The sequence below is a fragment of the Leptospira selangorensis genome, from assembly GCF_004769405.1.
GTDB lineage: Bacteria > Spirochaetota > Leptospiria > Leptospirales > Leptospiraceae > Leptospira_B > Leptospira_B selangorensis.
The window spans coordinates 81,299-106,951 of the sequence record NZ_RQES01000010.1 but is presented as its reverse complement, the minus strand read 5'-3'; the positions used below and the strand labels follow the sequence as shown (position 1 = coordinate 106,951).

20 protein-coding genes are annotated in these 25,653 nt (G+C 42.3%); 4 read left to right on the top strand and 16 right to left on the bottom strand.

The window, feature by feature from the left end:
• Nucleotides 1-10 precede the first annotated feature (10 nt).
• The gene (locus EHO58_RS06095; protein WP_135679318.1) at nt 11-541 is read left to right on the top strand and encodes an SET domain-containing protein; all 531 of its coding nucleotides are present in this window, start codon (nt 11-13) and stop codon (nt 539-541) included.
• 45 nt (nt 542-586) lie between these two features.
• Here EHO58_RS06095 and EHO58_RS06090 read toward each other — a convergent pair whose 3' ends face one another.
• The 13 genes from EHO58_RS06090 to EHO58_RS06030 form a co-directional block, all read right to left on the bottom strand.
• Nucleotides 587-1,177 (bottom strand): DUF2179 domain-containing protein, encoded by a 591-nt coding sequence (locus EHO58_RS06090; protein WP_135679315.1) that lies wholly within the window; start codon nt 1,175-1,177, stop codon nt 587-589.
• Between the two features lie 39 nt (nt 1,178-1,216).
• On the bottom strand, nt 1,217-1,531 hold the full coding sequence (locus EHO58_RS06085; RefSeq protein ID WP_135679312.1) for an LIC_10461 domain-containing protein: 315 nt from the start codon (nt 1,529-1,531) through the stop codon (nt 1,217-1,219).
• A complete protein-coding gene (locus tag EHO58_RS06080) occupies nt 1,519-1,899 on the bottom strand; it encodes a Bor/Iss family lipoprotein (protein ID WP_135628366.1) in 381 nt (126 codons plus the stop codon). The genes EHO58_RS06085 and EHO58_RS06080 overlap by 13 nt, the downstream gene beginning before the upstream one ends.
• Nucleotides 1,886-2,371: an LIC_10463 family lipoprotein gene (locus EHO58_RS06075; RefSeq protein ID WP_135679310.1), complete on the bottom strand. Its 486-nt coding sequence runs from the start codon at nt 2,369-2,371 to the stop codon at nt 1,886-1,888. Before EHO58_RS06075 ends, EHO58_RS06080 begins: the two co-directional genes overlap by 14 nt.
• Nucleotides 2,368-8,157 (bottom strand): beta strand repeat-containing protein, encoded by a 5,790-nt coding sequence (locus EHO58_RS06070; RefSeq protein WP_135679308.1) that lies wholly within the window; start codon nt 8,155-8,157, stop codon nt 2,368-2,370. Before EHO58_RS06070 ends, EHO58_RS06075 begins: the two co-directional genes overlap by 4 nt.
• A gap of 501 nt (nt 8,158-8,658) precedes the next feature.
• Nucleotides 8,659-9,012 (bottom strand): LIC_10461 domain-containing protein, encoded by a 354-nt coding sequence (locus EHO58_RS19870; RefSeq protein ID WP_135628369.1) that lies wholly within the window; start codon nt 9,010-9,012, stop codon nt 8,659-8,661.
• A complete protein-coding gene (locus EHO58_RS06060) occupies nt 8,997-9,410 on the bottom strand; it encodes a Bor/Iss family lipoprotein (RefSeq protein WP_135679306.1) in 414 nt (137 codons plus the stop codon). The genes EHO58_RS19870 and EHO58_RS06060 overlap by 16 nt, the downstream gene beginning before the upstream one ends.
• Nucleotides 9,358-9,834 carry an LIC_10463 family lipoprotein gene (locus EHO58_RS06055; RefSeq protein ID WP_135679303.1) on the bottom strand — a complete coding sequence of 159 codons (477 nt, stop codon included), beginning with the start codon at nt 9,832-9,834 and terminating at the stop codon, nt 9,358-9,360. The genes EHO58_RS06060 and EHO58_RS06055 overlap by 53 nt, the downstream gene beginning before the upstream one ends.
• Entirely contained in the window at nt 9,834-17,297 is a 7,464-nt protein-coding gene (locus tag EHO58_RS06050) for a beta strand repeat-containing protein (RefSeq protein WP_135679300.1), read from the bottom strand. The genes EHO58_RS06055 and EHO58_RS06050 overlap by 1 nt, the downstream gene beginning before the upstream one ends.
• Nucleotides 17,298-17,610: 313 nt before the next feature.
• A complete protein-coding gene (locus tag EHO58_RS06045; RefSeq protein WP_244241084.1) occupies nt 17,611-19,146 on the bottom strand; it encodes an HTTM domain-containing protein in 1,536 nt (511 codons plus the stop codon).
• Complete coding sequence (locus tag EHO58_RS06040; RefSeq protein ID WP_135679297.1) at nt 19,121-20,077, bottom strand: DNA-processing protein DprA; 957 nt, start codon at nt 20,075-20,077, stop codon at nt 19,121-19,123. The genes EHO58_RS06045 and EHO58_RS06040 overlap by 26 nt, the downstream gene beginning before the upstream one ends.
• 14 nt (nt 20,078-20,091) lie before the next feature.
• The gene (locus tag EHO58_RS06035; RefSeq protein WP_135679296.1) at nt 20,092-20,946 is read right to left on the bottom strand and encodes a tetratricopeptide repeat protein; all 855 of its coding nucleotides are present in this window, start codon (nt 20,944-20,946) and stop codon (nt 20,092-20,094) included.
• Between the two features lie 155 nt (nt 20,947-21,101).
• Complete coding sequence (locus EHO58_RS06030) at nt 21,102-21,449, bottom strand: DoxX family protein (protein WP_135679293.1); 348 nt, start codon at nt 21,447-21,449, stop codon at nt 21,102-21,104.
• Nucleotides 21,450-21,543: 94 nt separating this feature from the next.
• On the opposite strand from EHO58_RS06030, the gene EHO58_RS06025 reads away from it, so the two are divergent.
• Nucleotides 21,544-21,975: a GNAT family protein gene (locus EHO58_RS06025; RefSeq protein ID WP_135679290.1), complete on the top strand. Its 432-nt coding sequence runs from the start codon at nt 21,544-21,546 to the stop codon at nt 21,973-21,975.
• Here EHO58_RS06025 and EHO58_RS06020 read toward each other — a convergent pair.
• Genes EHO58_RS06020 through nadA form a run of 3 tightly spaced genes read right to left on the bottom strand, consistent with a single transcriptional unit; the run spans nt 21,972 to nt 23,894 of the window.
• Entirely contained in the window at nt 21,972-22,463 is a 492-nt protein-coding gene (locus EHO58_RS06020; RefSeq protein WP_135679288.1) for a hypothetical protein, read from the bottom strand. The two genes, EHO58_RS06025 and EHO58_RS06020, sit on opposite strands and share 4 nt — an antisense overlap.
• The gene (gene ispF / locus EHO58_RS06015) at nt 22,436-22,918 is read right to left on the bottom strand and encodes a 2-C-methyl-D-erythritol 2,4-cyclodiphosphate synthase (RefSeq protein ID WP_135679286.1); all 483 of its coding nucleotides are present in this window, start codon (nt 22,916-22,918) and stop codon (nt 22,436-22,438) included. Before ispF ends, EHO58_RS06020 begins: the two co-directional genes overlap by 28 nt.
• Before the next feature lie 4 nt (nt 22,919-22,922).
• Nucleotides 22,923-23,894, bottom strand: coding sequence for a quinolinate synthase NadA (gene nadA / locus EHO58_RS06010; RefSeq protein ID WP_135679284.1), 972 nt, complete (start codon nt 23,892-23,894; stop codon nt 22,923-22,925).
• A 276-nt stretch (nt 23,895-24,170) separates the two neighbouring features.
• Here nadA and EHO58_RS06005 point away from each other — a divergent pair, with 276 nt between their 5' ends.
• On the top strand, nt 24,171-25,235 hold the full coding sequence (locus tag EHO58_RS06005) for a lipoprotein LipL41 (RefSeq protein WP_135628381.1): 1,065 nt from the start codon (nt 24,171-24,173) through the stop codon (nt 25,233-25,235).
• A complete protein-coding gene (lep, locus tag EHO58_RS06000; protein WP_135628382.1) occupies nt 25,219-25,590 on the top strand; it encodes a LipL41-expression chaperone Lep in 372 nt (123 codons plus the stop codon). Before EHO58_RS06005 ends, lep begins: the two co-directional genes overlap by 17 nt.
• Nucleotides 25,591-25,653: the final 63 nt, after the last annotated feature.

Here is a 25,653-nt window from a genome sequence, read left to right as displayed (position 1 = left end):
TTGATCTTGCATGATCGAAAGACGCACGAACAAGTTCGGGGAAAACGGAATCTTCGCCTCTCAACCAATCGCTAAGGGAACTTTACTGTTCAGCTATAGCGAGTGGATCGAAGATGAGGAATTCGGATGGAAAGTACTCTCCGTCTCGGAAGCCGATGAACTTCCGGAAGAGGAGAAGGAAATCTTCATGAAATACGGCTATGACGTAGACTTCGGCCTAGTCACCGGCCCTTCCGGATCTGAATTTGTTATCAATCACTCCAACTTTATGAACCATTCCTGCGATCCGAACATGTGGTACGATCAAATGGACAATATTATCGCCAAAAGGGATATAGAAGTTGGAGAAGAGCTGAACATCGACTACGGTAACTTCGTAGTGAACTTTGACCAGACTTTTGAATGTGCTTGCGGGGCTTCTAACTGCCGCAAATTCATCCGCAAGGATGATTGGAAAGTTCTACTCCCGCAGTACAATCTTAACTTTCCGACCTTCATGCATAAGGAAATTAAAAAGATCCTAGTAAAAGTCCCAGCCTAAGCGGGACTTTTTTCTTTTCCGGGCTTCCGGGGCTTTGTCCCCGGATCATTTCCTAATTCTGGATTGCCTTCTCCATAAAATACGGGCAAAACTCTCTCCTTCCTGTCCGGAAGTCTTCCACAGTTCCGGGTCACTTGTCTTACGAGCATTCTCAATCGTATAAAAGGCACCTGGCGCAGTGTTCTTTAGTATTCCAAGCACAATGGGTATTTCTTTCCTTCTTAATAAGGATAAAATGACTTTAACCGGACCTCTGGCTCCTTGTGCTTCCAATGTAGTGGTGCGATAGCCTGCTTGGGCAAGATTTTGGACGATCTCTTCTCCCTTTTCCGGAACGATAATACGGATGAGTGAATGTCCTAAGGCGAGTTTTTCTTCTACCACCATTCCTAAGAAGGTGCCTGTTGCAAATCCACCTGCGTAAGCGATATAGCAGAGTACATTGCTTAGATTTCTCATGATCTGAGTGATTACAATCAACCAGAGAAGCACTTCTATAAAGCCAAGCATTGCTGCTAGGATCTTTCTTTCTCTGGAGATTAGGATGATACGAACCGTGCCTATGCTTACGTCCGTCATTCTGGCTAAATAAATTCCAAGGGGTAAAAGGAGATAATCGAAGGCCCAGTTAGGCATTCGATTATTCTGGAGGAACCTAGGCGCTTGGCCAGCAATTTACGGTTTGCAGTAAACTTCTACGGTTTTGGTAGTATAGAAGGGGCCGATCAGTGCATGAATGACTAAGTCTACAAACCCTGTCTTCATGATCACTTCCGGATGGTTTCGATCGCAGCTTGCTTCCATAGGAGCACCGGTAGGATAGATTCCGAAAACCGTACTTCCTTGTTTTGCTTTTTTATCCGGACCAGGAGTTTCCTTTGCCAAAGCATAAGGAGTTTCTCCACCCTTATGGACCACAGTGGTAGTATGACAGCCTGCTGCGAGTCCGAGGACCAAAACCAATATTAGGATCTTGATTACTTGTAACATTCAATCTCCACCGTTTGAGGGGAATAGATCGCAAGAGTTATCTGCTCCCAAAAACCATTCCAAAAACTTGTGTACTGATGAACTGATTTTGGTCCGTCCGCACAGTATTTAGAAGTGTCTAATACCAGATTTCCAGGATAAAGTCCGAAGAAGTAGTAGGTATGTTGGACCTTATGAACTTCTCCGCCTTGTTCCGCCTGAGCAGATCTTAAATCCAAGGCACGTTTACATTCTCTGGAAGTAGGATAGATCCTACATGCTTCCGGAGGACTTTGAGGATAACGTACCATTGCATGTCTGCAAGATTCTCCGAATCCTAAACTTAAGAATATGACGGCAAGTATGGGTAGAATTTTATCTGCGCGCAACTTCTTCCTCCCAAATTACCGAGGCATATCCAGGGCCATGCACTGCGGCGAATATTCTGTAAGAAAGAACTTCCGATGGATCGGAAGATTGATGGTTTAATACCAAGGAATAATCTCCTTTTTCAGGATTGTTTATTTCAAGTTTGCAAGGAGAAAGTTGGCTGATCTTTTCTCCACATTTGATCTTAGAATCGAATAAGATTCCTTTTCTGGATAAGGATACTGCCAGATCCGGTTTATCAGTTAGAACTTCTACTATAAGAGTGACTCTATCAGCCTGTTTGATCCTAAATCTATATTCCCAAGAACCTTCCAGGATTGTCCCGTCTACTTGTGCTTGGAAAGCGGAGGCTTCTGCCTTGGTAACTTTTTCGAAACGTAATGGTTCATGTCTCTGGTCTTCCCTACAATTATAAAGAAGGACCAGAGAGAATAAGCCAAATATGAAATAGATGTTTAAGTTCTTTTTCATAAGTTCTGTTGTCTGTATACTCTCACAGGAGTATTGTTCTTCCCAACACTCACATAAAGATAATATACTCCGCCGGTGCTTACGGATACGGCGGAGAAGATCTGCTGCACATTACCTGAATCTGTAAGTCCATTACCGGCAATCTGAGTCCATACGTTAGAAGCGGAACCTGGATTAGCTGTATTTGTGCGATAGATACGGATACCGTTCGGGTTATCGAATCCTACATACAGATAAGATCCATTTTTAGCCACCATGGTAATTGTCTTATTAGTGGAATCGCCGAAGTTTGTGATACCGTTACCGTCGTCTCCTACTACGCTCCAATCTCCAGCATCACATTCTGTGCTGCCTCCTGTTGCTGTAGGATCACATTTCCATAATTGAGCTCTACGGTTTGTGTCCGTTCCGTCAGTACATCCTGCTACGGTTCCTGCAGTTGTGCGGATTCCACTCGCCTGAGTTCCTTGGATACAGATGGTCCGAGTCACATATAATTTATCGTTGAATTCCGCAAACTGAGCGAAAGCTCTATCTGCAGGGATCAGATCATAGAATTTTGCAAGTTCCAGAGAGAACCAGTTGTTCGTGGTACTATTATGCCATTTCGTATTTGTTCTTGGACCTACTTCTGTCCAATCAGCACAAGTGTTCTTGGTAGAACAAGCAGTCGTAGGGCTGGAAGAATTGGAACGAATAATTGATCCGTTATGCCCAACGGCATGTAGACCGCCGTTTGCAGCATAGATCCTATTCTTGAATACGATGGAAGAATCCACTCCGATATAATATCCCCAGTTCGGACTACTGTTTACATTTCCGTTCCCTCCGTTGGACGGTCCGCCGAAGTAAGGCATATAATCGATACGTATCCTTCTACCATTGCCACCATCATAAGCATCACAGTTGGAACCCGCAGTACAGTTGCCTGTTGTGGTATCCGCAGTATTGAACGTGATATATCCGAAGTCAGGAGCATTCAATCCTCCGCCGGTTCCTGTTCCATCATTACTTGGTTTTGCAAACCCAGGGAATACTCTATCATTCAGAACGCTGATAGAAGAAGTACCTGCAGTTACAGTTCCAGTGATAGAACCCATATCTATGTATTTATAATTCAGGTTGGTCGAAGTATCATTCGAATAATAGATATAGTCGAAATTGTAATTCGATCCGCTAGGAACTGTTTTTGCAGCAGCGATAAAGATGAACGGATTGCTGCCCAAGGAACCAGTGGTGAAGAGTCCCCTTCCGCTTTCATTGTCCGGACCACAACCATTTGCAAGAGTTGCATCGTTTTGAGTACAGCCGGAATGTCCTAAGGTCACGTAAGGTGGAACTGCGATACTATTCTCCCGAGTGGTCGCAGAGTTGGAGCTAACGTTAGTAGCATCGGAGTTCTGAGCCGTAGTATCTTTTACAAAGGAGAACTGAACAGATTCAGGATTTGCTCCATCATAAGCGAAACGTAATGCTCCGTTACCTGCATTGTTCGGTCCTGTATAGATCTTACTATTAAAGTCCGCTAGATAGCCGAAAGTGGAACCGTTCGGATCGATAGAGATCGGACCGTCTCCGAAGTTTACAGGAGAAGTTCCACAACCTAAGAAGGAAGCTCTATCTCTCGGAGAAGATTGGATATTTTCGGAATCTCCTGAATCACGGATGGATCCCCAGGATGTATTATCAAATCCGTCTCCGTTCACATTATTCGCAGCCATGATCGTATATTGTGCGCCGGTTTGTAATAAGCTGTGAGTTACACAAACTTTCGCAGAATCTGCAGTTGCACCACCGCAAACCACACCATCCAGTATCTTAGCAGAACTGATCGTGCCTAAGTCTGTGGTCCCTACAAATGCATAACGGTTTCCACATTCTGAAGTACTACTACATTCTGCGGAGCCGCTTACATTATTTCCCGATTTGATCGGCTTGGAGAAGTTTATGATCACGGTGCCGGTGCTTGCGCAAGAAGCAGAGCTTACTTTTAATTGCTCTTGCCCAACGAAGTCTCCATAGTTCGCACAACCTAAATTGTTCGGAACTCCGGAAAGATCTTGGACGCCGCTCTTATTCACGATCACAGTGTAGTTGGTTCCGGAAGTTTGAGAAGAAGCCAAGGTCAACGTATAAACAGCTCCGCTACCGCTTACGGAAGAAACGGAAATATTAGAAGTAGAGGAGAAATTACTATTATCCGAACAAGCCCCACTTACCGCAGAGGTTAGTGCCAATTTATAATTAGTAGCAGTCGTTGCCTGAGTTGTATTCACGGATTCCGAGAATGTAACCCTTACTGTAGTCGGGCTCAAGGAAACCACGTTAGATACGGTCGGAGGAGTGGTATCCAAGAATACCACAGTCAACTGAGTGTTTCCACTTACGGAACCGCTGGTTGCAGAGATAGTGATTGTTCCTGCCGCTACACCCGTTGCTCTACCTTCTGTTCCGGAAGCATTACTAATTGTAGCCTTACTTGTATCGGAAGAAGCCCAGGTAACTGACGTAGTCAAGTTCTGAGTTGTCGAGTCTGAGTAAGTTCCAGTCGCAGTGAAGTCTTTGGTTTGGGTAGTATACACGTTACTGTTCGTAGGAGATACCGCGATAGAAACTAGAACCGCAGCCGTAACAGTAAAGTTAGTAGAAGCGGATACTGAACCTAATGTAGCTGAGATCGTGCTTGTTCCGACCGCAACAGCAGTCGCCACACCTTGGTTTCCATTTGCATTACTGATCGTGGAAGAAGATGTATTGGAAGAAGCCCAGGTCACTTGAGCAGTAATATCCAATGTAGTAGCATCGGAATACACACCATTTGCAGTGAATGGAGTAGTATAACCTTTTGCTAAACTTGAGTTAGTAGGAGTGATCGAAATGCTATCTAAAACTGCAGCAGTCACAGTCACCACGGTATCCGTGCTGGTTATCGAGTTATAACTTGCAGAAATCTGAGTGCTTCCTTCTTGCAGAGCAGTCAATTTACCGTTTGTTCCGGAAGTATTGCTAATACTTGCCTTAGTTTGATCGAATGAACTCCAAGTCACCTGAGTAGTCAGATCCGAAGTGGAACTATCGGTATAATGTCCTGTTGCAGTGAAGTTTTGAGTGCGTCCCTTCGCGATACTTAAAGTAGGAGAAGGAGCGATCGTAATACTTGTAAGCGCCGCGGCTGTCACAGTCAATACACTCGCAGGAGAAGTTACCGATCCTAAAGTTGCAGTGATATTCGTAGTTCCAGTTGCAAGAGTAGTTGCAAGTCCCTTACTTCCTGCGGCATTGCTGATCGTAGCCTTGCTTGTGCTGGAGCTTGCCCAGGTAACGGAAGTTGTTAAATCCTGAGTGCTTGCATCCGTATAAGTTCCGGTTGCAGTAAAGTTCTGAGTAAGTCCTTTTGCAACACTTGGATTAGTAGGATCTACTTGGATAGATACTAAAGTTGCCGCAGTCACAGTCAGGTCGGCGTTTCCGCTGATACTTCCTAAAGTAGCGGAAATATTAGATGTTCCTAAAGAACCACTATTAGGAGAAGTTAATGTCTTTTTAGGTGCAGCGGTTAACGCTCCCAATTGTATGATAGAAGTTTGAGAACTTCCCCAAACTACTTGGTCGGTAATATCCGCAGTGGTTCCGTCCGAATAAGTTCCTGTAGCTTCCGCAAGGGTAGAAGTTCCCTTAGCGATAGAAGAAGCCGAAATATGGACCTCGATAGAATCCAGTACGGCAGACGTTACAGTAAACGTGATGGAGTTGGAGACGGATCCCGAGGTTGCGGTGATCGTTGCAGTTCCAACAGAAACACCTGTAGCTTTTCCTTTGGTCCCGTTTGCATTGCTTACGCCTACAGTGGAGTTGCTAGAGCTGCTCCAAGTAACCGAAGTTGTAAGATCCTGAGTGGAATTATCAGAGTAAGTTCCAGTTGCACTTAAGTTTTCGGATCTTCCTTTTGCAACACTTGGGCTTGCAGGAGTGATCGTGATGGATTGTAAAACCGCAGCGGTAACAGTTAATGTTGTTGAAGGAGAAGTGATTGTTCCTAAGGTCGCTGTGATATTTGTAGTTCCAACCGCAGCGGCCGTTGCCTTACCTTCCGTTCCGGAAGCATTACTGATTGTAGCTTTGCTTGTGTCGGAAGAAGCCCAGGTAACGGATGTGGTCAAGTTCTGAGTAGAACTATCTGTATAAGTTCCTGTAGCAGTAAAATCTTTGGTCAACCCTTTAGCTACGCTCGGATTTGTAGGAGTTACTGCGATAGAAACCAATTTTGCAGCGGTAACTGTGATATCAACAGTGCCACTGATACTTCCTGAAGTAGCGGTGATCGTAGCAGTTCCAAGTGATCCGCTATTTGGAGAATTCACCTGCTTTTTCGGAGTCGCAGTTAAAGTTCCTAACTGAAGAATAGAAGTCGAAGAGGTGCCCCAAGAAACGGAACCGGTGATATTTTGAGAAGTTCCGTCTGAATAAACTCCTGTCACTAATATAGCTGTGCTTGTTCCTTTTGCGATAGAGGAATCATCCGCAGTTAATTGAATGGACTCTAATACCGCAGCAGTTACGGAGAAAGATACTGTTTCTTCTATCCCGCCTATTTCCGCAGTGATGTCTACTGTTCCAACTGCGATCCCTGAAGCTCTACCTTCAAATCCGGAACCGTTATCCACAGTTGCGATCGAAGTATCTTCACTAGACCAAGTAACTTGGTCTGTGATGTTTTCATTATGACCGTCGGAGAAAATACCGGTAGCTACTAAATTTAAAGTTCTTCCTTTCGGAGTGCTTGGATTAGGAGGAGTGATAGAAATACTTTCTAAAACAGCGGCAGTAACAGTAACATTAGTGTTTCCTCCGATTGAATTCAGAGTAGCTGTAATGGTAGAAGATCCCATATCTTCTGTGGATAAAAATCCTTTGGACCCGGCAGTATTACTGATAGTAGCGACTACCGTATCGGAAGAATTCCAAGTTACAGAGTTCGTAATGTCTTGGTTAGAATTGTCAGAATAAGTTCCAGTAGCGGTGTATTGCTGATTCTTTCCTAACGCTAATGATTTGTTCGTAGGAGTTACTGCGATGGAAACTAAAGCGGCGGAACTAACAGTTAAAGATAAGTTACTAGCATTTAATGAATTGTAAGAAGCTCGGATCGAAGTTGTTCCCGCGTCTACTGCGGTTACGAGTCCTGCGGAATCTATTGTAGCAATTGCAGAACTTCCTGTGCTCCATGTAGTATTTGGATCATTAGTTAGATTTTGGTTGGAACCGTCCGCAAAGTTACCGGTTAAAGTACATTGTCTGGTGATCCCTTTAGGCAAATTATCCGTTTGATTTACGCAAGAAATAGAAATACTGCTTAAAGGAGCGGAAGTAACCGAAAGAGAAATGAGTGCGGTTTTGTTTTCGTAAGTGATGCTGATATCCGCAGCTCCCACTCCCGTTCCTGTAGCTTGCCCACCCGCAGCCATAGAGATAATGTTAGAATCGCTGGTGCTCCATACAGCGTCCGCAGTAATATCTTTATGAGTTCCGTTAGAATACGCAGCAGTCGCCACCAAAGACATGCTCGTAGTTTTTGCGAAACTTGAATTAGGAGAAGAGATCTCTACTCTACTTAATGTAGGAGTTCCTCCACCAGGAAGGAAGAATAATCCACCGCCTCCTTTTTTTCCTGCCGCGAGCCCAACAGCTCCCGTTAGTAAAGGCCAGGCAACACATCCTTGGAAAAGAAGGAAGGAACATGCCAGTGCAGCGTAGAATTTTTTGGTGGGGTTGATTCCGGAGCTCATATTTATCTCTTTCGGTTCGACAGTTGTTATTAATCTACTATCGACCTAATTCTATCGGACGATACATACCTAACTACTATTTCAAGAAAAAATAAATATTACGGATTAGTTTTGTAAGTAAATGCTTACTTCGTCCCGAAGAGTGGGCGGCGGAGTTCGGCCAATTGCAGAATCTGTTTTAATTTACAAAAACATCACTTGAGTAGTGAGATTTTCATCAGGAGCTAGATTCTGCTATTTGCTTCTAAGAATATTTACTCTTAAAAATTCAAAAAACCAACAGAGTTATAAAACTGAAATTTAAAAACAGGCATGTAAGCGAGTGATTACAATACGGATTTCGTAATTCGGACGAATTAGGTTTTTCTAATGTAGTGTTTTGTCCTTAAATTGACACATATGGACATGAAATGTTTTTCCATTTGCGGGAAAGCAAATAAGATCTTGTTCTAGGAATAAGAGACTAACGTGATTTTTTTTTGGAATCGCTAAGTTATGTCCCTACTGACCGAAATTATTTCCGTCAAGGACGCGCAAAGGCCTACAATACACGATCACTGTTTTGGTATTGTAAAACGGACCTATAAAAAAATGTATCAAAGAATCTCCGGTAGTGGTTACTAACTTCACTTCTGCCGGAATATTATTCTTACAAATAGCTTCTTCTTTGGAAGAAAGGAAGTAAGTTCCGAATAACGTACTACTTTGTTTCAGGTTTTTTTCGGGCAAAGGAGGCTTTTCCTGTTGGGTAAGAGGTAAGACGTCCGATTTGTGCACCAAAACTGTAGAATGGCAATAGATGCCGACTAATATCAGGTAAAGAAAGAAACATATTTTTCTTATATAGGATAACATTCTATCTCCAGAGTCCTAGGGGAATAGATTAAAAGTGTGATTTGTTCCCAAAAAGCATCCGAAAACGATTGGAATTGATGGGCCGATTTAGGGCCGTGTGGGCAGTATTTTTCCAAATTTACCACTATTTCGGAAGGGTAGAGCCCGAATAAATAATAGGTCTGATTGAGAGAATGGGTCTGTCCTGCTTGGGTAGTATGATTCGATCTTTCTTCCAGGGCTAATTTACATTCTTTAGAGCCTTGGTACAATCTACAAGGTTCAGGCACCTTTTGCGGATAATTTACCCAGGCATGCCTACATCCTACGGAGAAACATAATATTAATAAAATCGTAATGTATCTCTTAACGGCGTACAATTTCTTCCTCCCATGCGACAGAAGCGAATCCAGGACCATGAACTGCAGCAAAAATCCTATAAGCTACGGGACCGGAGTCTTCTTTTCCGGTTATATCCAGGACTAACGCATATTCTCCTTCTTCTGGATTAGAGATCTCTAATTTACAAAATTTTTCTTTTTCAGAAGAGCGGGGGCAATGATAGATTTTGGGAAATATAAAACGGTTTCGTACTAATTTGATCGAGAGTCCTTCTTTGGCGGAATAAACATCCAATACCAGATTGACCCTTTCGGCTTGTTTGAGCCTAAACTTGTATTCCCAACTTCCTGAGACTAAAGAACTATCCACCTGAGCTTGAAAAACGGAAGATCCATCTTTTTGGATCCTTTCGAATCTTAAAGGTTCGGATCTCCCCATATGGCTGCAAGCTGCTTGCCAGAGGAGGAGTAAGTATATAAGAAAAATCGGATACTTCTTCATTAGTTTTGCTGCCTATACACTCTTACTGGAACGTTATTTTTACCCACGCTCACATACAGATAGTTGATACTTCCGGATGGGACCGAGATCGCGGAGAATATCTGCTGCACGTTGGTTGAATCGGTCAATCCTGCTCCGCTTACTTGCGTCCAAACGTTAGATGCCGATCCTGGATCCGCAGTGTTGGTCCGATAGATACGGATTCCACTCGGATGATCGAAACCTAGGTATAGATAAGATCCATTTTTAACGATCATGGACATGGTTCTGTTAGTGGCATCGCCGAAGTTTGTTATACCGGAATTATCATCTCCAACCACGCTCCAATCTCCGGAGTCACAATCACCTGAGCCGCCGGTCAGAGTAGGATCACATTTCCAAAGTTGGGCCTTTCTATTCGTATCACTTCCATTCGTACAGCCTGTGACTGTTCCTGCGGCTGTTCGTATTGCAGTAGCTTGGGTGTTTTGGACACAAATGGTCCGAGTCACATAAAGTTTTCCGTTAAACTCCGCAAATTGAGAGAATGCCTTATCGCCAGGAGTTAAATCGTAAAGTTTTGATAACTCCAAGGAGAAGTAGTTGTTCGTAGGACTATTATGCCATTTTTGATTCGCTCTTGGTCCTACCTCTACCCAATCCGTGCAAGTATTCGGAGCACTACACGCAGTTGTAGGATTCAATGTATTGGTCCTGATAATAGTACCGTTATGATCCACAGCATGTAATCCACCGTTCGCAGCATAGATCCTGTTATTGAATACGAAAAGAGAGTCCACACCGATATAATAAGCCCAGTTTGGAGAAGAGTTATTATTCACTAATCCACCTGCGGTTGGTCCTCCGAAGTAAGGCATATGGTTGATCAAGAACCTTCTTCCATTACTTCCATCATAAGCGTCACAATTCGAGCCTGGAGTACAGTTACCTGTAGTGCCCGAATCGGAACTATTAAATGTGATAAATCCTAGATCCGGAGCATTCAGGCCACCTAACAGACCACCTACGATCGGTCCTCCTTGGTTACTCGCTTTTGCAAATCCAGGATAGATCCTATTATTTTGTACCACCATTGCAGAAGCAGCTGCAGTTACTGTTCCTGTGATCGTGGACATATCTATGTATTTATAGTTCAAGTTCGTAGACGTATCCGCAGAATAATACAGATAATCGAATAGATAATTTCCTGAGCCGTCAGGAGTTGTCCTAGCCCCACCGATGAATACGTATGGAGTTGTGCCCAGGATACCTGTAGTGAATATACCTCTGCTATTCTCATTATCCGGACCACAACCGCTTGCAAGAGTTGCGTTATTCGTGGTGCAAGAGGTATGTCCTAAAGTCACGTAAGGAGGAACCGCTATGGAATTCTCTCTTGTGGTCGCTGTGTTGGAACTAACGTTAGTGGCATCGCTGTTCTGAGCATTAGTATCCTTAGTGAAACTGAACTGAACGTTTTCAGGAGTATTTCCATCATAACCGAAACGTAAAGCTCCACTTCCCGCATTATTCGGACCGTTATAGATCTTACTATTAAAGTCTATCAGATAACCGAAAGAAGAACCGTTCGGATCGATAGAGATAGGACCGTCCGAGAAATTAACAGGAGAAGTTCCGCAGCCGATGAAGGAAGCTCTGTCTCTAGGAGAAGACTGAACATTCTCCGTAGAACCCGAGTCTCTGATCGATCCCCAAGAAGTATTATCGAATCCGTCTCCGTCCGCGTTATTCGCCGTTATGACTGTATATTGTGCTCCCGTTTGTATCAGGTTATGGGTCACACAAACTTTGGAAGAATTCGCAGGAGCCCCGTTACAAACGATACCGTCTAGGATCTTAGCAGAGTTCACTGTTCCTAAACTGTTTGTTCCAATGAAAGAATAACGTTTTCCGCATTCAGTAGTCGTGCTACATTCAGCGGAGCCGGTCGTATTATTTCCGGATTTAATCGGTTTGGAGAAACTCACAATCACTGAAGTTACGTTGGAACAAGACGCAGCAGTTACCTTGAGTTGTTCCTGTCCTAAGAAGTCCGCATAGTTCGGGCAAGTCAGTGCATTAGGAATCGGAGATAGATCCACGATGGCTGATTTATTCGCTATTAATGTATATCCTGCTCCACTTGTTTGAGAAGATCCTAAGGTTAGGACATATACGGCTCCATTTCCGGATACGGAAGATACAGTAAGCGCAGAACTGCTGGAAGTGAAGTTAGAATTATCCGAACAAGTTCCTGCCAATGCAGAAGTGGAGACTATCTTATAATTTGCAGCAGTTGTTGCAGGGCCGCTTGCCACAGATTCGGAATAAGTAACTTGGATCGTAGTAGGAGTGAGAGACACAACGTTTGTGACCGTTGGAGGAATTAAATCTACTGCTTCTACAGTAAGGATAGTGTTTCCACTTAGTATGCCGCTAGTTGCAGTGATCGTACTTGTTCCTGCTGCGACACCTGTTGCTCTACCTTCTGTTCCGGAAGAATTACTGATCGTAGCCTTGCTTGTATCGGAAGAACTCCATACCACGGATGTAGTAATGTTTTGAGTGCTCGCATCCGTATAAGTTCCGGTAGCGGTAAAGTTTTGTGTTTGGGTCTGATAGATAGTAGGAGTTGTAGGTGACACAGATATCGAAACAAGCTGTGCCGCAGTCACGGTAAGGTTAGAAGAACCGGTAACGGAACCCAAGGTTGCGGAAATACTGGTTGTCCCATTATTCACCGCAGTCAGTAAGCCGTTATTACCGGAAGCATTACTAATTACCGCTCTGCTTGTGTTAGACGATGCCCAAGTTACCTGAGACGTTAGATCTAATGTGGTTCCATCCGAGTAGGTTCCATTCGCCGTATAGTTTACGGTATTTCCTTTCGGAAGACTATAATTCACAGGAGCGATCTGGATAGAATTCAGAACGGCAGATGTGACTGTTACATCCGTCGGTGTACTTTGGATTGCGCTATAAGTTGCGACAATCTGTGCACTTCCCGTATTGACCGCAGTAATGAGTCCGCTAGTTCCTCCTGAATTTCCTACAGTAACCTTGCTCGTATCCGTGCTGGTCCAAGTAGCTTGGATCGTTAAGTCTTGAGTGGTTCCATCCGTATAAATTCCGGTAGCAGTAAAACTTTGTGTTCTACCTTTTGCAATACTCAAGCTTGGAGACGGAGCAATCGTGATGGAAGACAATGTAGGAGAGGTGATGGTTAACGTGCTAGACGGAGAAGTCACTCCGCTATAAGCAGCGGTAATATTCGTAGCTCCTGTATTGACCGTTGTCGCCTTTCCTTGGGAACCGTTCGCATTACTAATCGTAGCCTTGCTTGTGTCTGAAGAAGTCCAGGTAACTAAATTTGTAAGATTTAATGTGGATCCGTCGGTATAAGTTCCAGTTGCCGTGAAGTTTTGAGGAAGCCCCAAAGCCACACTCGGATTTGTCGGATCGATTTGAATGGATACCAAGGTCGCTGCAGTTACAGTCAAAGTTGCGGATCCGGTTTGAGAACCAAGAGTAGCGGAGATTACGGAAGATCCTTGGCTTCCTCCGGATGGAGAATTCATGAGTTTAGAAGGACCTGCGACTAGGTTACCTACTTGGATAACTGTTGTTTGAGAACTATTCCAAGAAACTTGATCAGTAATATTTAATGTAGTGTCGTCCGAATAAGTTCCTATCGCTTGTGCTTGCGTAGAAGTTCCGAGTGCGATTGTGGATTGGTTTAAGAAAACCTCTATCGAAGTCAAGACTGCATTCGTAACCTTGAATGTTGCTACTCCGGAAATTCCTCCTAAGGTAGCGGTAACATTCGTTTGTCCTACATTTACACCTGTGGCCTTACCTTGTTTGCCGCTAGCATTGTCCACAGTTACTACGGATGTATTATTGCTTCCCCAGGTGACCTGAGTAGTCAGATCCATCCAGCTTCCGTCGGAATAAGTTCCGGTAGCGACTAGATCCAAACTTCTTCCTCTTGGAACGGAAGGAAGAGAAGGAGTGATCGTGATCGTTTCTAAAATCGCAGCAGTTACGGTCAGAGTAGTGGATGCACTCGGACCTCCACTATAAGTTGCAGTGATGTTCGAAGTTCCGGTGGAGAATGTGGAAGCGAGACCTCTGCTTCCTGCGGAATTGCTGATCGTTGCGACGCTCGTATTTGCAGAACTCCAAACCACTTGGTTGGTCAGGTCTTGAGTAGTTCCATCCGTATAAGTTCCAGTCGCCATAAAACTTTGAGTGAGTCCCGAAGCCACACTCGGATTCGTAGGAGTGACTTGGATAGAGACTAACGCGGCTGCGATGACAGTAATATCGGAAGAACCGGTGACCGCTCCCAAAGTAGCGCTGACCGTCGAAGTGCCGAGGCTTCCTCCTGTGGCCATGATATTCTTTTTAGGTATTGAATTAACAGTTCCCAATTGGATGACGGAAGAATCGGAAGTATTCCAAGTCACTTGATCGCTTATGTTCAACGTGCTTCCGTCGGAATATACGCCGGTAGCTAATACAAAAGTGGATGTTCCTTGGTGCAGAGGATTTTCATCCGAAGTCACTTGAATTGAGGAAAGAATTGCAGAAGTTACTCTGAAAGGAGAAGTTCCAGTAACACTTCCTAATGTCGCAGATACATTGGTGTTCCCTGTATTCACACCGGTTGCTCTACCTTCTGTTCCAAGCCAATTATCAATACTTACAATAGAGTTAGAATCACTTGCCCAAGTAACCTGAGTGGTGATGTCACTGGAAGAACCGTCGGTGAAAATACCCGTCGCAATCAGATTTATACTTCTGCCCTTAGGAGTACTTGGATTACCCGGAGTGATTGTAATAGATTGCAGAGTTGCATTCGTAACAGTCAATACGCTCGCGGGAGAAGTTGTGACTCCTAATGTCGCAGTTATATTCGTATTTCCTAATGATAAGCTGGTCGCGTTGCCTCTTGTTCCGGAACTATTACTAATTGTTGCTACACTCGTGTCGGAAGAATCCCAGGTGACCTGATCGGTAAGATCCTTAGTAGTATCATCGGTATATGTTCCAACTGCAGTGAAATTTTGTCCTACACCTAATGCGACACTCGGATTAGTAGGATTGACTTGGATCGACAAGAGAGTCGCGTTAGTCACTTCTACACTCGAAGTTCCATTCGTACCATTGATAGAGGCAGTGATCGTAGAAGTTCCGATATTTCCGCTGTTCTGAGAGAACACTTTCATCCTAGGATCCGAATTTAAGGTTCCAATCTGTACGATACTTGTATCAGAACTATTCCAGATGACTTGGTCGCTGATATTTTGAGAAGTTCCATCCGAGTATACACCCTTCGCTTCCACATAAGTAAATGTTCCTTTCGGAATAGATGTATTACTAGGGATCACTTGGATAGAAGTTAGAGTGGCAGAAGTTACCTTAAAGGAAACAGTCGCCGTTTTTCCCGAAAGAAGTGCGGATACATTCGTGGTTCCAGTATTTACACCTGAGGCTTTACCTTCTTGCCCAACCGTATTGTCCACAGTAGCAATTGAAGGATTCGAACTACTCCAAGTGACCTGAGTGGTGATATTCGAACTTGTTCCGTCCGTATAAATTCCAGTCGCAGTTAAACCAAGAGAAGTACCTTTCGGAACACTTGGATTACCCGGAGTGATCGTGATCGAATCTAAAGTCGCATTCGTGACCGTTAATGTACTATCAGGAGAAACAACACTACTTAAGGTGGCGCTAATATTTGTGCTACCTGTAGTCACGGTAGTTGCTTGCCCATTCGTTCCTGAGGCATTGCTGATTGTAGCGATATTCGTATCGGAAGAACTCCAGGCCACCGAGTGAGTGATATCTTGGGTGGAATTATCCGAGTATGTACCTATTGCAGTGAATGCCTGCATTAATCCTTTCGCGACCGTAGGATTTGTAGGATTTACTTGGATAGCTTGTAAACTAGCTGCAGTCACAGTGATGTCTGTAGTGCCGTTGATCGCTCCCGAAGTTGCAGTCACAGTCACGGTTCCCAATGACCCCGAATCAGGAGATTGTACTTTCTGTTTTGGAATAGAATTCAAATTGCCTAGTAACAATACATTAGTACCTGAAATAGACCAGGAAACCTGATCGCTTATGTTTCGAGAAGAGCCATCTGAATAAATACCTGTCGCTAATACGAATGTAATTGTTCCTTTATGAATGGAAGACTGGTCCGCGATCACTTGGATGGAGCTTAATGTCGCAGCAGTCACTTCAAAAGAGATCGTTTGGCTGACTCCTCCAATTGCAGCAGTAATATTCGTAGTGCCAACACTATTACCGGTAACTCTTCCTTGTAGGCCTGCTCCGTTAGACACTGTTGCTATATTGGTGTCTTGGCTAGACCAGGTTGTTTGCGCGGAAATATCGGAAGAAGTACCGTCCGAAAAAATTCCTGTAGCGGTCATACTCAAATAATTCCCGTTAGCTACTTTCGGATTTGCAGGCGTGATAATGATCTTTGTAAGAACCGCGGAGGTTACCGTTGCTTGTGTGGTCGCACTGACTGCCCCTAGGCTCGCGGTGATTGTTGTTGTTCCTATTGCCTCGGTATCTAAAAGACCCTTATTCGTACTATTATCAATGATAGCAACGGAAGTATCGGAAGAAGACCAAGCAACTTGGACTGTGATGTTTTGGGTGGTATTATCACTATAAGTTCCGACTGCAGAATACTGTTGGGTGCTTCCTAAAGGATAAGAATTATTACTAGGAGTGACTGAAATGGAAACTAAAGTCGCATTACTTACTGTAACTGCAATATTTGCGGAGAGGGATCCGAAATCCGCAGTGATATGTGCGGGCCCACCTACCGAAGCGCCATATACTAAACCTTGGCTGTCAACTGATGCAATCGTACTATTATCGGAATCCCATAACACATCCGGATCATTTGTAAGATCCTGATGTGTTCCATCTGCAAAATCCCCCATCAATTTACATTGCCTAGTTGTTCCCTGGGGAAGATCCGTATGGGAATTATCACAAACGATAGAAATATTGGTTAACGGAGAAGCAGTTACTGTCAAAGCAATGGCATCGGTTTTACCAAGGTAATCAATCGAGACATCAGTGGTCCCGTCATTCACTCCTTTTGCTTGGCCTGTGATCAAAGCAGTCATTTGAATAACGGATGAATCTACAGTAGACCAACTCGCGTCGTTGGTGATATCCACATTGGTGTTATTTGAATAGATGGCAGTCGCTTTTAACTGGATACTGGTAGCTTTTGCAAAACTATTCGTAGGGGAAGAAATTTCGATCCGATCTAAAACGGGCGGTCCACTTGGGGTGGAGTTAGGGAAGAATAAAAGACCCCCGCTTTTTTTACGTGCAGCTAGACCTGCAGCACCAATGAGTACCGGCCAAGCAGAACAGGCTCCAAAAGAGAGCAAAAGCACTGAGGATATGATTGCCCGGAGAATATATCTTTTAACCGAAATTCCCATGTAATCGCGCGACCTAAATTAAGAATATCTAATCCTTTCAGATTTCTTCTGCACCGACCCAGATAAGCAGAAATATGTATGTAAGGAAGGGTGTATAACGCATATGTGTTATTTCTGCAACAAGAAAAGCGCTTTTCGGCGACATTTGGCGGAAAAAATTTATTTATAACACGTTTGAAGTTAAACGGACGTTCGTTTGAAAAAGAGAATCGTTGAAATAAGACGTTATATGTTAGATTTTTTTGATATTATGTCTCATAAGAATGAAGTCAAAATCCCTAAATCAAGGAATTAGAATATTCAAATAACAAGATTATTTAAAGTCCGGAAGGATCCAATCTTTGTGGAAAAAGTCATTTTTCACCTTCATTAGATCTCGATTTGGATCAATGAACGGGAGGCTTTTTTTGCCGTTTAGAGAAACTCTTACTTCTGCATAGACTGCGATATCGTCCCCAGTTCTTTTCTTTTCTCTATCCCCCAAAAAATGGGCGAATTGAAGGATTAGATCCGGTTGGGTGCTCATCATTGTTTTTTGCACTTCGTTCAGATAAGATTCAGGCAAAACATATTGGATCTCGCCAGTACGCAAATTTACTACTTGGAAACTTGCGATCCCGTTTTTTTGGATGAGCATGATATGCCAGGCAAATCTAAAACCTTGCTCCGTCCATAGATGGTTTCCTGGGTATAAAAAATGCCTAAGAGGGAAAAATATCTGGATCAAAACATAAAGGGACACTGCCCAGACTCCGAATCTGGAAACAAAACGAGAAGCGAAATCCAGAAGTCTGGTCTCGAAACTTCTTCCCCATACATTCGGTTTTTCTAAAGCACGTAAAATTACGAGCAGAAATTTTGCGGAAAGAAAACGGAAGGTAACCGGAAGTTTATTCCAAATAGTTTTGAATAAATTTCTCAGTTCTCCATAAGGAAAGATCCCTCTTCTTTTTAAAAATCCTCTAACTTTAATCGGCCAAGTCGGAGGAAAAAATAATAAAGTGGAGAAGATCATGATCCAAGGAAACATTCCTATAGGGAAAAGCCTCCAGGTCAAAATGTGAAAGATCAAAACAAAACTATAGGCCCAAGGTCTCAGATTTTTTTTCAAAAGACAGAATGGAACAAGTAGATCGAAAAATAATCCGGCATAACTAAAAACATAACCTGCAATTGGATAAGAGAAAAATCCACCGATCACTGGAAAATCGGTATTCCGTACTAACCAAATTCTGAGGGGCTGAGCGGAGAACAACCAATCAGGGACTAACTTTGCTAAACCACCGAAAAAGTATACGCAACCGATTTGGAATCTTAGTATCCATAAGGACCAATTTGGGATTTTAGGAATACTCCATCTTCCGTTTCGATAAGCTTCCAAAAAATGAGATAAAGAAAAACAACGATCTGCAGGGATCCAAAACAAAAGAAAGAGTAATAGGAAAATTAGATAATAATGATTCAGGTAAGTGGAGACATCTAAAAGATTAAAATAAGAAAATCCCAACCAATAAATGAAAATTGATGTCCTGTAAAGAACTCCAAGAGATATGAAGATCGAGGTGATACATAATATTATAAAAATAGAATATAGTATTGGCCCGGGGGCTACTCCTATCCAGGAAAAACCGAAATGTTTAAAATGAAAACCGGGCTCTAAGAAATATTTTTGTACCCAACCATAATAAATATAACGAGCCGAGGTGAAAAATAAAAGAATACCGAAACCGAATCTGAAAAATCCTAAAGACAAAGCAGGAGATTGTTCGAATAGTTCGGACTTATACCGATTCCAAAAAGACAAATTTGATTCCTTTTTATATTTATTGAATGGATCGAATGAAACCATTCCCTAGATCTATCCAATTACCATTCAATTTGTTTTTTCCCAATCGAGCAAGCATTCCGGGAACTTCTTCGAAGTTGGATGGAAGAATTTCTTCCAAATGAAAAATTCTATCTCCATACTTTTGACAATTATCAAACGAAGCAGGATGAGCTCCTTCAAAGAGTAATTTTTTCCCGCCTTGGTTTTGAGTTTGTAACGGATGATCAAAAACATAAACATCTCTATCTTGAGAGATTGCATTAGATGCGGAAGACAATGCTCCACTTTTAGAAGGAGCTTCCATTACTAAAAGAGAAGGTGAGATCCCTGTGATAATCCTATTTCTTTTTGGGAATGCATATTTTCTGACTTCGAAACCTGGCGGACATTCGGTGATCACTAAACCATTGACAGAAGATTTCATTCTTTTATACAAATTCCTGTTTTCATAAGGATATTCTTTTTCCGGCCCGGTACCCATCACTCCTATCACAGGAATTTTTTGATCTAAGGCTTGTAACATTGCAGCTTTATCCACTCCTAATGCCAAACCGGAAACAATACCGTCCAGCCCGAGAGAACTTACGAAATCCGGAATTAATTTAGAATAATATAATGTGATTGGAGAAACTTTTCTTGTTCCGACTACTGCTAAATAAGAAAGTTTCAGAAGAGAAACATTTCCGAAGCAGAATAAATTGGGCGGAGGATCGTAAATTTCTTTGAGAAGAGAAGGATACTCCGGATCAAAGTAAGAAATAATCTCTGCCCCTAACTTATTCAGGGAAGAAGAGTAATATTTGGAATCGAATTCTACTTTTTCTTTCAGATCCTTGGGAAGTATTTCTTTTAATTTTTCCAGAACCTCCGATTTAGAGAGGCTCTGGGATAAAAATCTAGATCTAACAAGGATTTTGTATAAGCTTGGAGAAGAAAGAGAAAGAAAATCCATCTAGGATCTACTTATTAATTCTCGGGGGATTCCATTTTATTTAGATTGTTAATTACGTTTTTATAAGATTCGTTTTCGTTTAGATCTTCTTTAATGAATCCGTCTTTTTTGAGACCTTCTATCGTATTTTTTAGATGTAGATAGATATCTTTTGCTTCTTGCGCTTTGCCGAATCTATATAAAAAATTCCCTTTTGCGAATAACACAGGAACATTTCGAGGTTCTTTCTTTAAGATAGAATCCAGAAGAGTAAATGCCTTCTCTTGGTCTTGGAATCCTGCATTGATCCCTTCCCATGAAGAATCCGCCATAGAGGAATCAAAATAGATGAGAGCTAACTGGTATGGAAATCTTGAATCTCTTATATCCTGTCTGGAAAGCGACTGGAAGATCTCGATAGCTATCTGCCTTCTTTTCGGTTCCCAACCTCTATCTTTAGAAGCGTTTGCATAAGATAATGCTGTTTCAAAAAGAAGCTGCTGGTCCACAGGCATCAGAAGTTGTGCCTTATCGAAATAGGGCAGAGAGGACTCGAAAAAATGAACGTCGGCACCGATCACTTCCGTTTTTCCGGAACCTTGTTCTTGGATTGCTTTATTATAATATTTGGATGCTAGATCATAATCACCGATCTTCATATATCCTTGAGCGATCTTCCAGCTAAGAGCGCCTGCAGATCTGGTCTTAGAAGCCATTTCACGGATCTTCTTCTCTAATTCGATGATCTCGGATTCGTCCATATTTAAACGGCGTTTCCAAGCTTCCAGATCCTCTACTGTAGGAGGTTTTGTATTCTTTCCTGAAAATTTACTTAGGTTCTTACAATCGGAAATCAGAAATACAAAAAGAAGAAGGAGTATAATCCTCATTTGATTCCACCTCGGGAAGAAATCGTATTTGAAATACCATGTCCGAAAATTGTGCGGATGGTCCACGGAAAATCCTGAAAATAGAATTTTTTTGAAAATAAAAAAGGAAGGTTAGAGGGGGAAGGGAGAAGGTATAGTCCTTCTCCCTTTGTAGATTAAGCGTTGTCTCTGGAAATTCCAGCGATTACTAAAGCTCCACCTAGAAGACCCAGATCTTTCAAGGTATTGATAGTGGAAGACATATCTCCTTTGATCGCTCCCGGTAGGTGTAGAAGAGCAATGTAAATTCCTAAAAGTATCGCTAATAGGATCATCGCGAGTTTGGTTTTTTTATTTATAAAAATGCTGACCGAAGCTGCGATCATTGCCGCTCCTGTTACATAGATCCAAATAACTCCGCCTGGGACAGGGACCATTCCAGCCATTTGGCTTCCGGCTACAAAGTGGTTCAGTCCAAAAAGTAGGAACGGGACAGCATACACATATTTCCCGATTGTTTGCATAAAAATTTTCTCCTCGAGTTTGATCGAAAATTGCTTTCGCAAAGCGACCGTTAATTAGTATGGAAGATCCCGCCTCACGCAAGGAGAAAATGGATTGGATCTTGGAAAAAAAAATGATCTACCCCAAGGTTGGAGAATGGTCCAATCCGAAGATTTACAAATTCTGATCCAAATGGAGAAAACAGTTTTTGGAAATTCTTCCTGGTCCAATTATTCAATCCAGAGTCATATCGAAAATCATCCGGCCTGGATCAAAGAAAATACCGGTTATGTATTTTATTTGGATCTAATTGATTTTTCCGAATTATTACGAATAGGGATCCTTCCCGAAAAACGTAAAAAAGGAGAAGCGGGATCCATTCTAAAAACGCTTTGTGATCTATTTCCCAAAACCATTTTAGAAGTTTCTAATTTGAATTCTTCCGCTATTTTGTTATATACTAAATTAGGTTTTATGGAATCGGGAAGGAGGAAATCTTATTATGGTCCGGGAGAAGATGCTATCTTAATGGAGAAGGTCCGCTAGAATGGAAACGACTTTTTGATCACTCGGATCTGTACTAATTGTTGGTTCGAAAATAAAAAGTACAATCTCACTCTCAATGGAAAAGGTTTTTTCCAAAATCTGAATTCTTTCAAATTTACGTACATTCCTAAATTAACTTCAGTATAACTACTTTCGGTCGGGATCCAATGAAATGCGTTGGATTGTACCGTTCCTTTTTTAGTGAATACCATAATATCGGAAACGTATTCCGGATCATCCGGAAATTGCCCCTGATGAAAACCGACCAGGTCCATATTTTTTCTTTTGATATAATCCATTACCTTTCGTTTAGAACTTCCGAGTGGCAATTCTTCCAATACTTCTCTTCTTAATAAATAGGAAGAAGTCTCCAGATATGGATCTTTCAGAATATATAAGAATATTATAATGAATGCGGATAAAATTGCGGTCCATTTGATCGCGATTTTATGGGAAGGTTTTAGTTTTTCAGCAAAAGTACCACGCAACTTGCGCCCAATCCTTCGGTTCTGCCCAAGGCTCCCATTTTTTCGGTAGTAGTCGCTTTCACTGAAACACAATCTTCAGGAAGTCCTAATAGATTAGAAAGAGAAGATTGTATTTTAATTCTATGAGGAGAAATTTTAGGTCTTTCTCCGATTAAAGTGCAGTCGATATTGACCAAACTGAAATTTTTCTCTTTAGCAAGGTCTAAAGTTTTTTGCAAAATCAATTTGGAGTCCATATTTTTAAGAGAAGGGTCAGTATCCGGAAAATATTGTCCAATATCTCCCAAACCCATCGCTCCCAAAATAGCATCGGCTAAAGCATGTATCACTATATCTGCATCCGAATGACCGATAAGTGCATATTCCGAATCGATGACTGCTCCGCCCAAAATTAATGGGCGAGAGTTGTTTGTTTCCAGTCTATGAAAGTCTAATCCTTGTCCTATTCTGTACATTAAGTTACTTATAACTCACTCCCAGCATTCTTTGGACTGCCATTCTTCCTTTTTCTACAATTTCAGGATCTAACTTAATCTCGAATTGTTCGTATAGAAGTGCATCTTTAATTTTTTCTAATGTAATTCGTTTCATATGAGGGCAGGTCCTACAAGAAGAAACAAATTGTCTATCAGGGAACTCGGATCTTAGATTATCTCCCATAGAACATTCGGTCACTAAGAAGACATCTTTTGCTCCCGAATCACGGATATATTTGGACATCTGAGAAGTGGACCCGGCAAAATCGGAAACTTCTACAACATCCGTGTTACATTCAGGGTGAGAGATTACTGTTACACCGGGCCATTGTCTCCGAACGGAAAGAATGTCCTCCGCAGTGTACATCTCATGTACCATACAACGCCCAGGGAAAGAGATAATCTTTTTGGCGGTTTGTTTTTGCACATTCCCCGCAAGGTATTCATCAGGAAGAAAGATAACGGTGTCGCTATCCAAAGAATTTACGATTTGGACTGCGTTTGCAGAAGTGCAGCAAATATCAGTTTCAGCTTTCACTTCTGCAGTGCAGTTGACATAAGTCACTACCGGAACTCCAGGATATTGGCTTTTTAATTTTTTAACATCTTCTCTAGTGATACTTTCTGCAAGAGAGCAGCCTGCTTTTAGATCAGCGATGAGTACCTTCTTCTCCGGAGACATAAGCTTTGCAGTCTCCGCCATAAAATGGACTCCGTTAAAAAGAATAATGTCTGCATCCGTTTCCGCGGCCGCCTTACTCAGATAAAGTGAATCTCCGAGTATGTCTGAAACTCCGTGAAAAACATCCGGAGTCATATAATTATGCCCTAAAAGAACTGCGTTTTTTTCTTTTTTGAGACGGTTGATCTCCTGGATGAGGGGAAGTTTCTCCTCTATCTCATGTTCCATGTAAGTGGATTCCAGGGATTTTCGAATATCCTCTATGGTTTTCATTAGGCCCCCAGCCAGTTTTAGGCGGTTCTATCTCTTTTTTAATTTCGACTCCTAAATTTTGGAGTCCGGCAACCTAAATGTAAAATTGCCGAGAGAACTAGGTTTTGCAAGTGTTTATAATCCGTTTAAGGCCCAAAACCTGTCAGCGGTTCTTTGGACCCCAAGTTTTTTGCCTCTGGCCGACCGTATCTTAAAATAAATTGACAGAAAAAGAAATACCGGAACAAATACGAAGTTATTCCTAAAAATCATCCATAAAGGATTGGTATTAACCCAATGAAAAAAATCTCTGCTCTGCTCCTCGCAGGAGCTATTGCATTTTCGGTTTCCAACTGCGGCGAAAAAGTTGAAGTCGAATACCCTGTTTTTCCTAAATCAAAAGAGGGACGCCAGCTTCAAAAATTCCTAGGCTCTATCCGCAACGTTGGATTAGCAGTCGAAAAACCCCAAAAAAGTCTTTGGGAAACCGTTTTCGGAGCAGGTTCCAGCTTTATCGATCAAATGCCTTCTAAAGTTTTCGAAGCTTTTGACAAGGAAACTTATTACAAACTGATCGACCTTAGCAAAAGAGCTGACTCTATCAATGAGGCTTCTTTAACTCTTACCGGAATTACTAAAAGTCGTGTGAAACTCGGAAACCAATTAGGTGCTGAGGCAATTCTTCATATCGGTTATCAAAAACCATACACTGAGTGTGGAAGCGAGATGATGGTAGATTATGGCGCGGCTGCATTGAAAGTGGGTGGAGCAATCGCTTCTATGGCAACTGGAAAACAAGTTGATACCGGAAGTGGACCTGTTAGCAAACAAACCGGTATCCGTTATATGCTTATTCCTCTAGATGCTACTTTAATCAAAGTAGAAACTGGAGAAGTTAAAAAGGCTGTGGTTTCTAACCCTGCAAAAGTTGATGCAGGAGTTGGTAACTTAGATTGTCCTTCCGTTCTTGACTCTTTCGGAAAAGCTTTAGACGAAGCTGCTCTTTACATCAAAGACAGACTTTCTCCAAAAGTTAAAACCGAGTATATCAAAGTATTCAAAGACGACGAAGATCCTGAAGTTGCAGGATACCTTGACGACGGATACCAAGAGATCACCGGAGAAACTCCTAGCTTCAAAAAAGCGAAAGAGAACTGGGACAAAGCTGATAAAAAAGCTGGTGGAAAGTCTTGGGGAGCAAAAGCGAACCTAGGAACTTACTACTTCCAAGCCGGAGACTTCGAAAAGGCTATCAAATATTACGAAGATGCAATGAAACTTACTGGAGCTGACAAGAACTACGTAAGAGAACTTCGTAAACGTGTAGAAGCGGCTGCTGCCGTTGATGACACTGAAAAATAAGAAAGTAAAACTTTCTTTCGGTTTCGAGAAAAGCGGGCGGATAACGTCCGCTTTTCTTTTATGTAGTGCATTCTTCTTGTCGGATTGCAGCAGAACGAAACCGAATTTAGAAGAATGTTCAGATGCTCAGATCCATATTTCCAAATTGATTGCGAACGATGAAACTATGGAGAAGGGTGTTCAAGCCTTAATGTTAAGATCTATACTAAAGCCTGAGACCAGCGAAGCGATTATCAGAAGTTGTGTGGAGAATAAAAGTTTACTCCAAGTACAATGCGAACTTTCCAAGGAAAAGTTTTCAGATCTCCAGGAATGTAAAAAACACGCTCCGAAGAGGGCAGAAACTGAGGGTTGAAGCTTAGTTTTTGGACTTCTATTTCCGGATTGAATAAACCGGAGAAGTCTAAAGTTTTGTAAG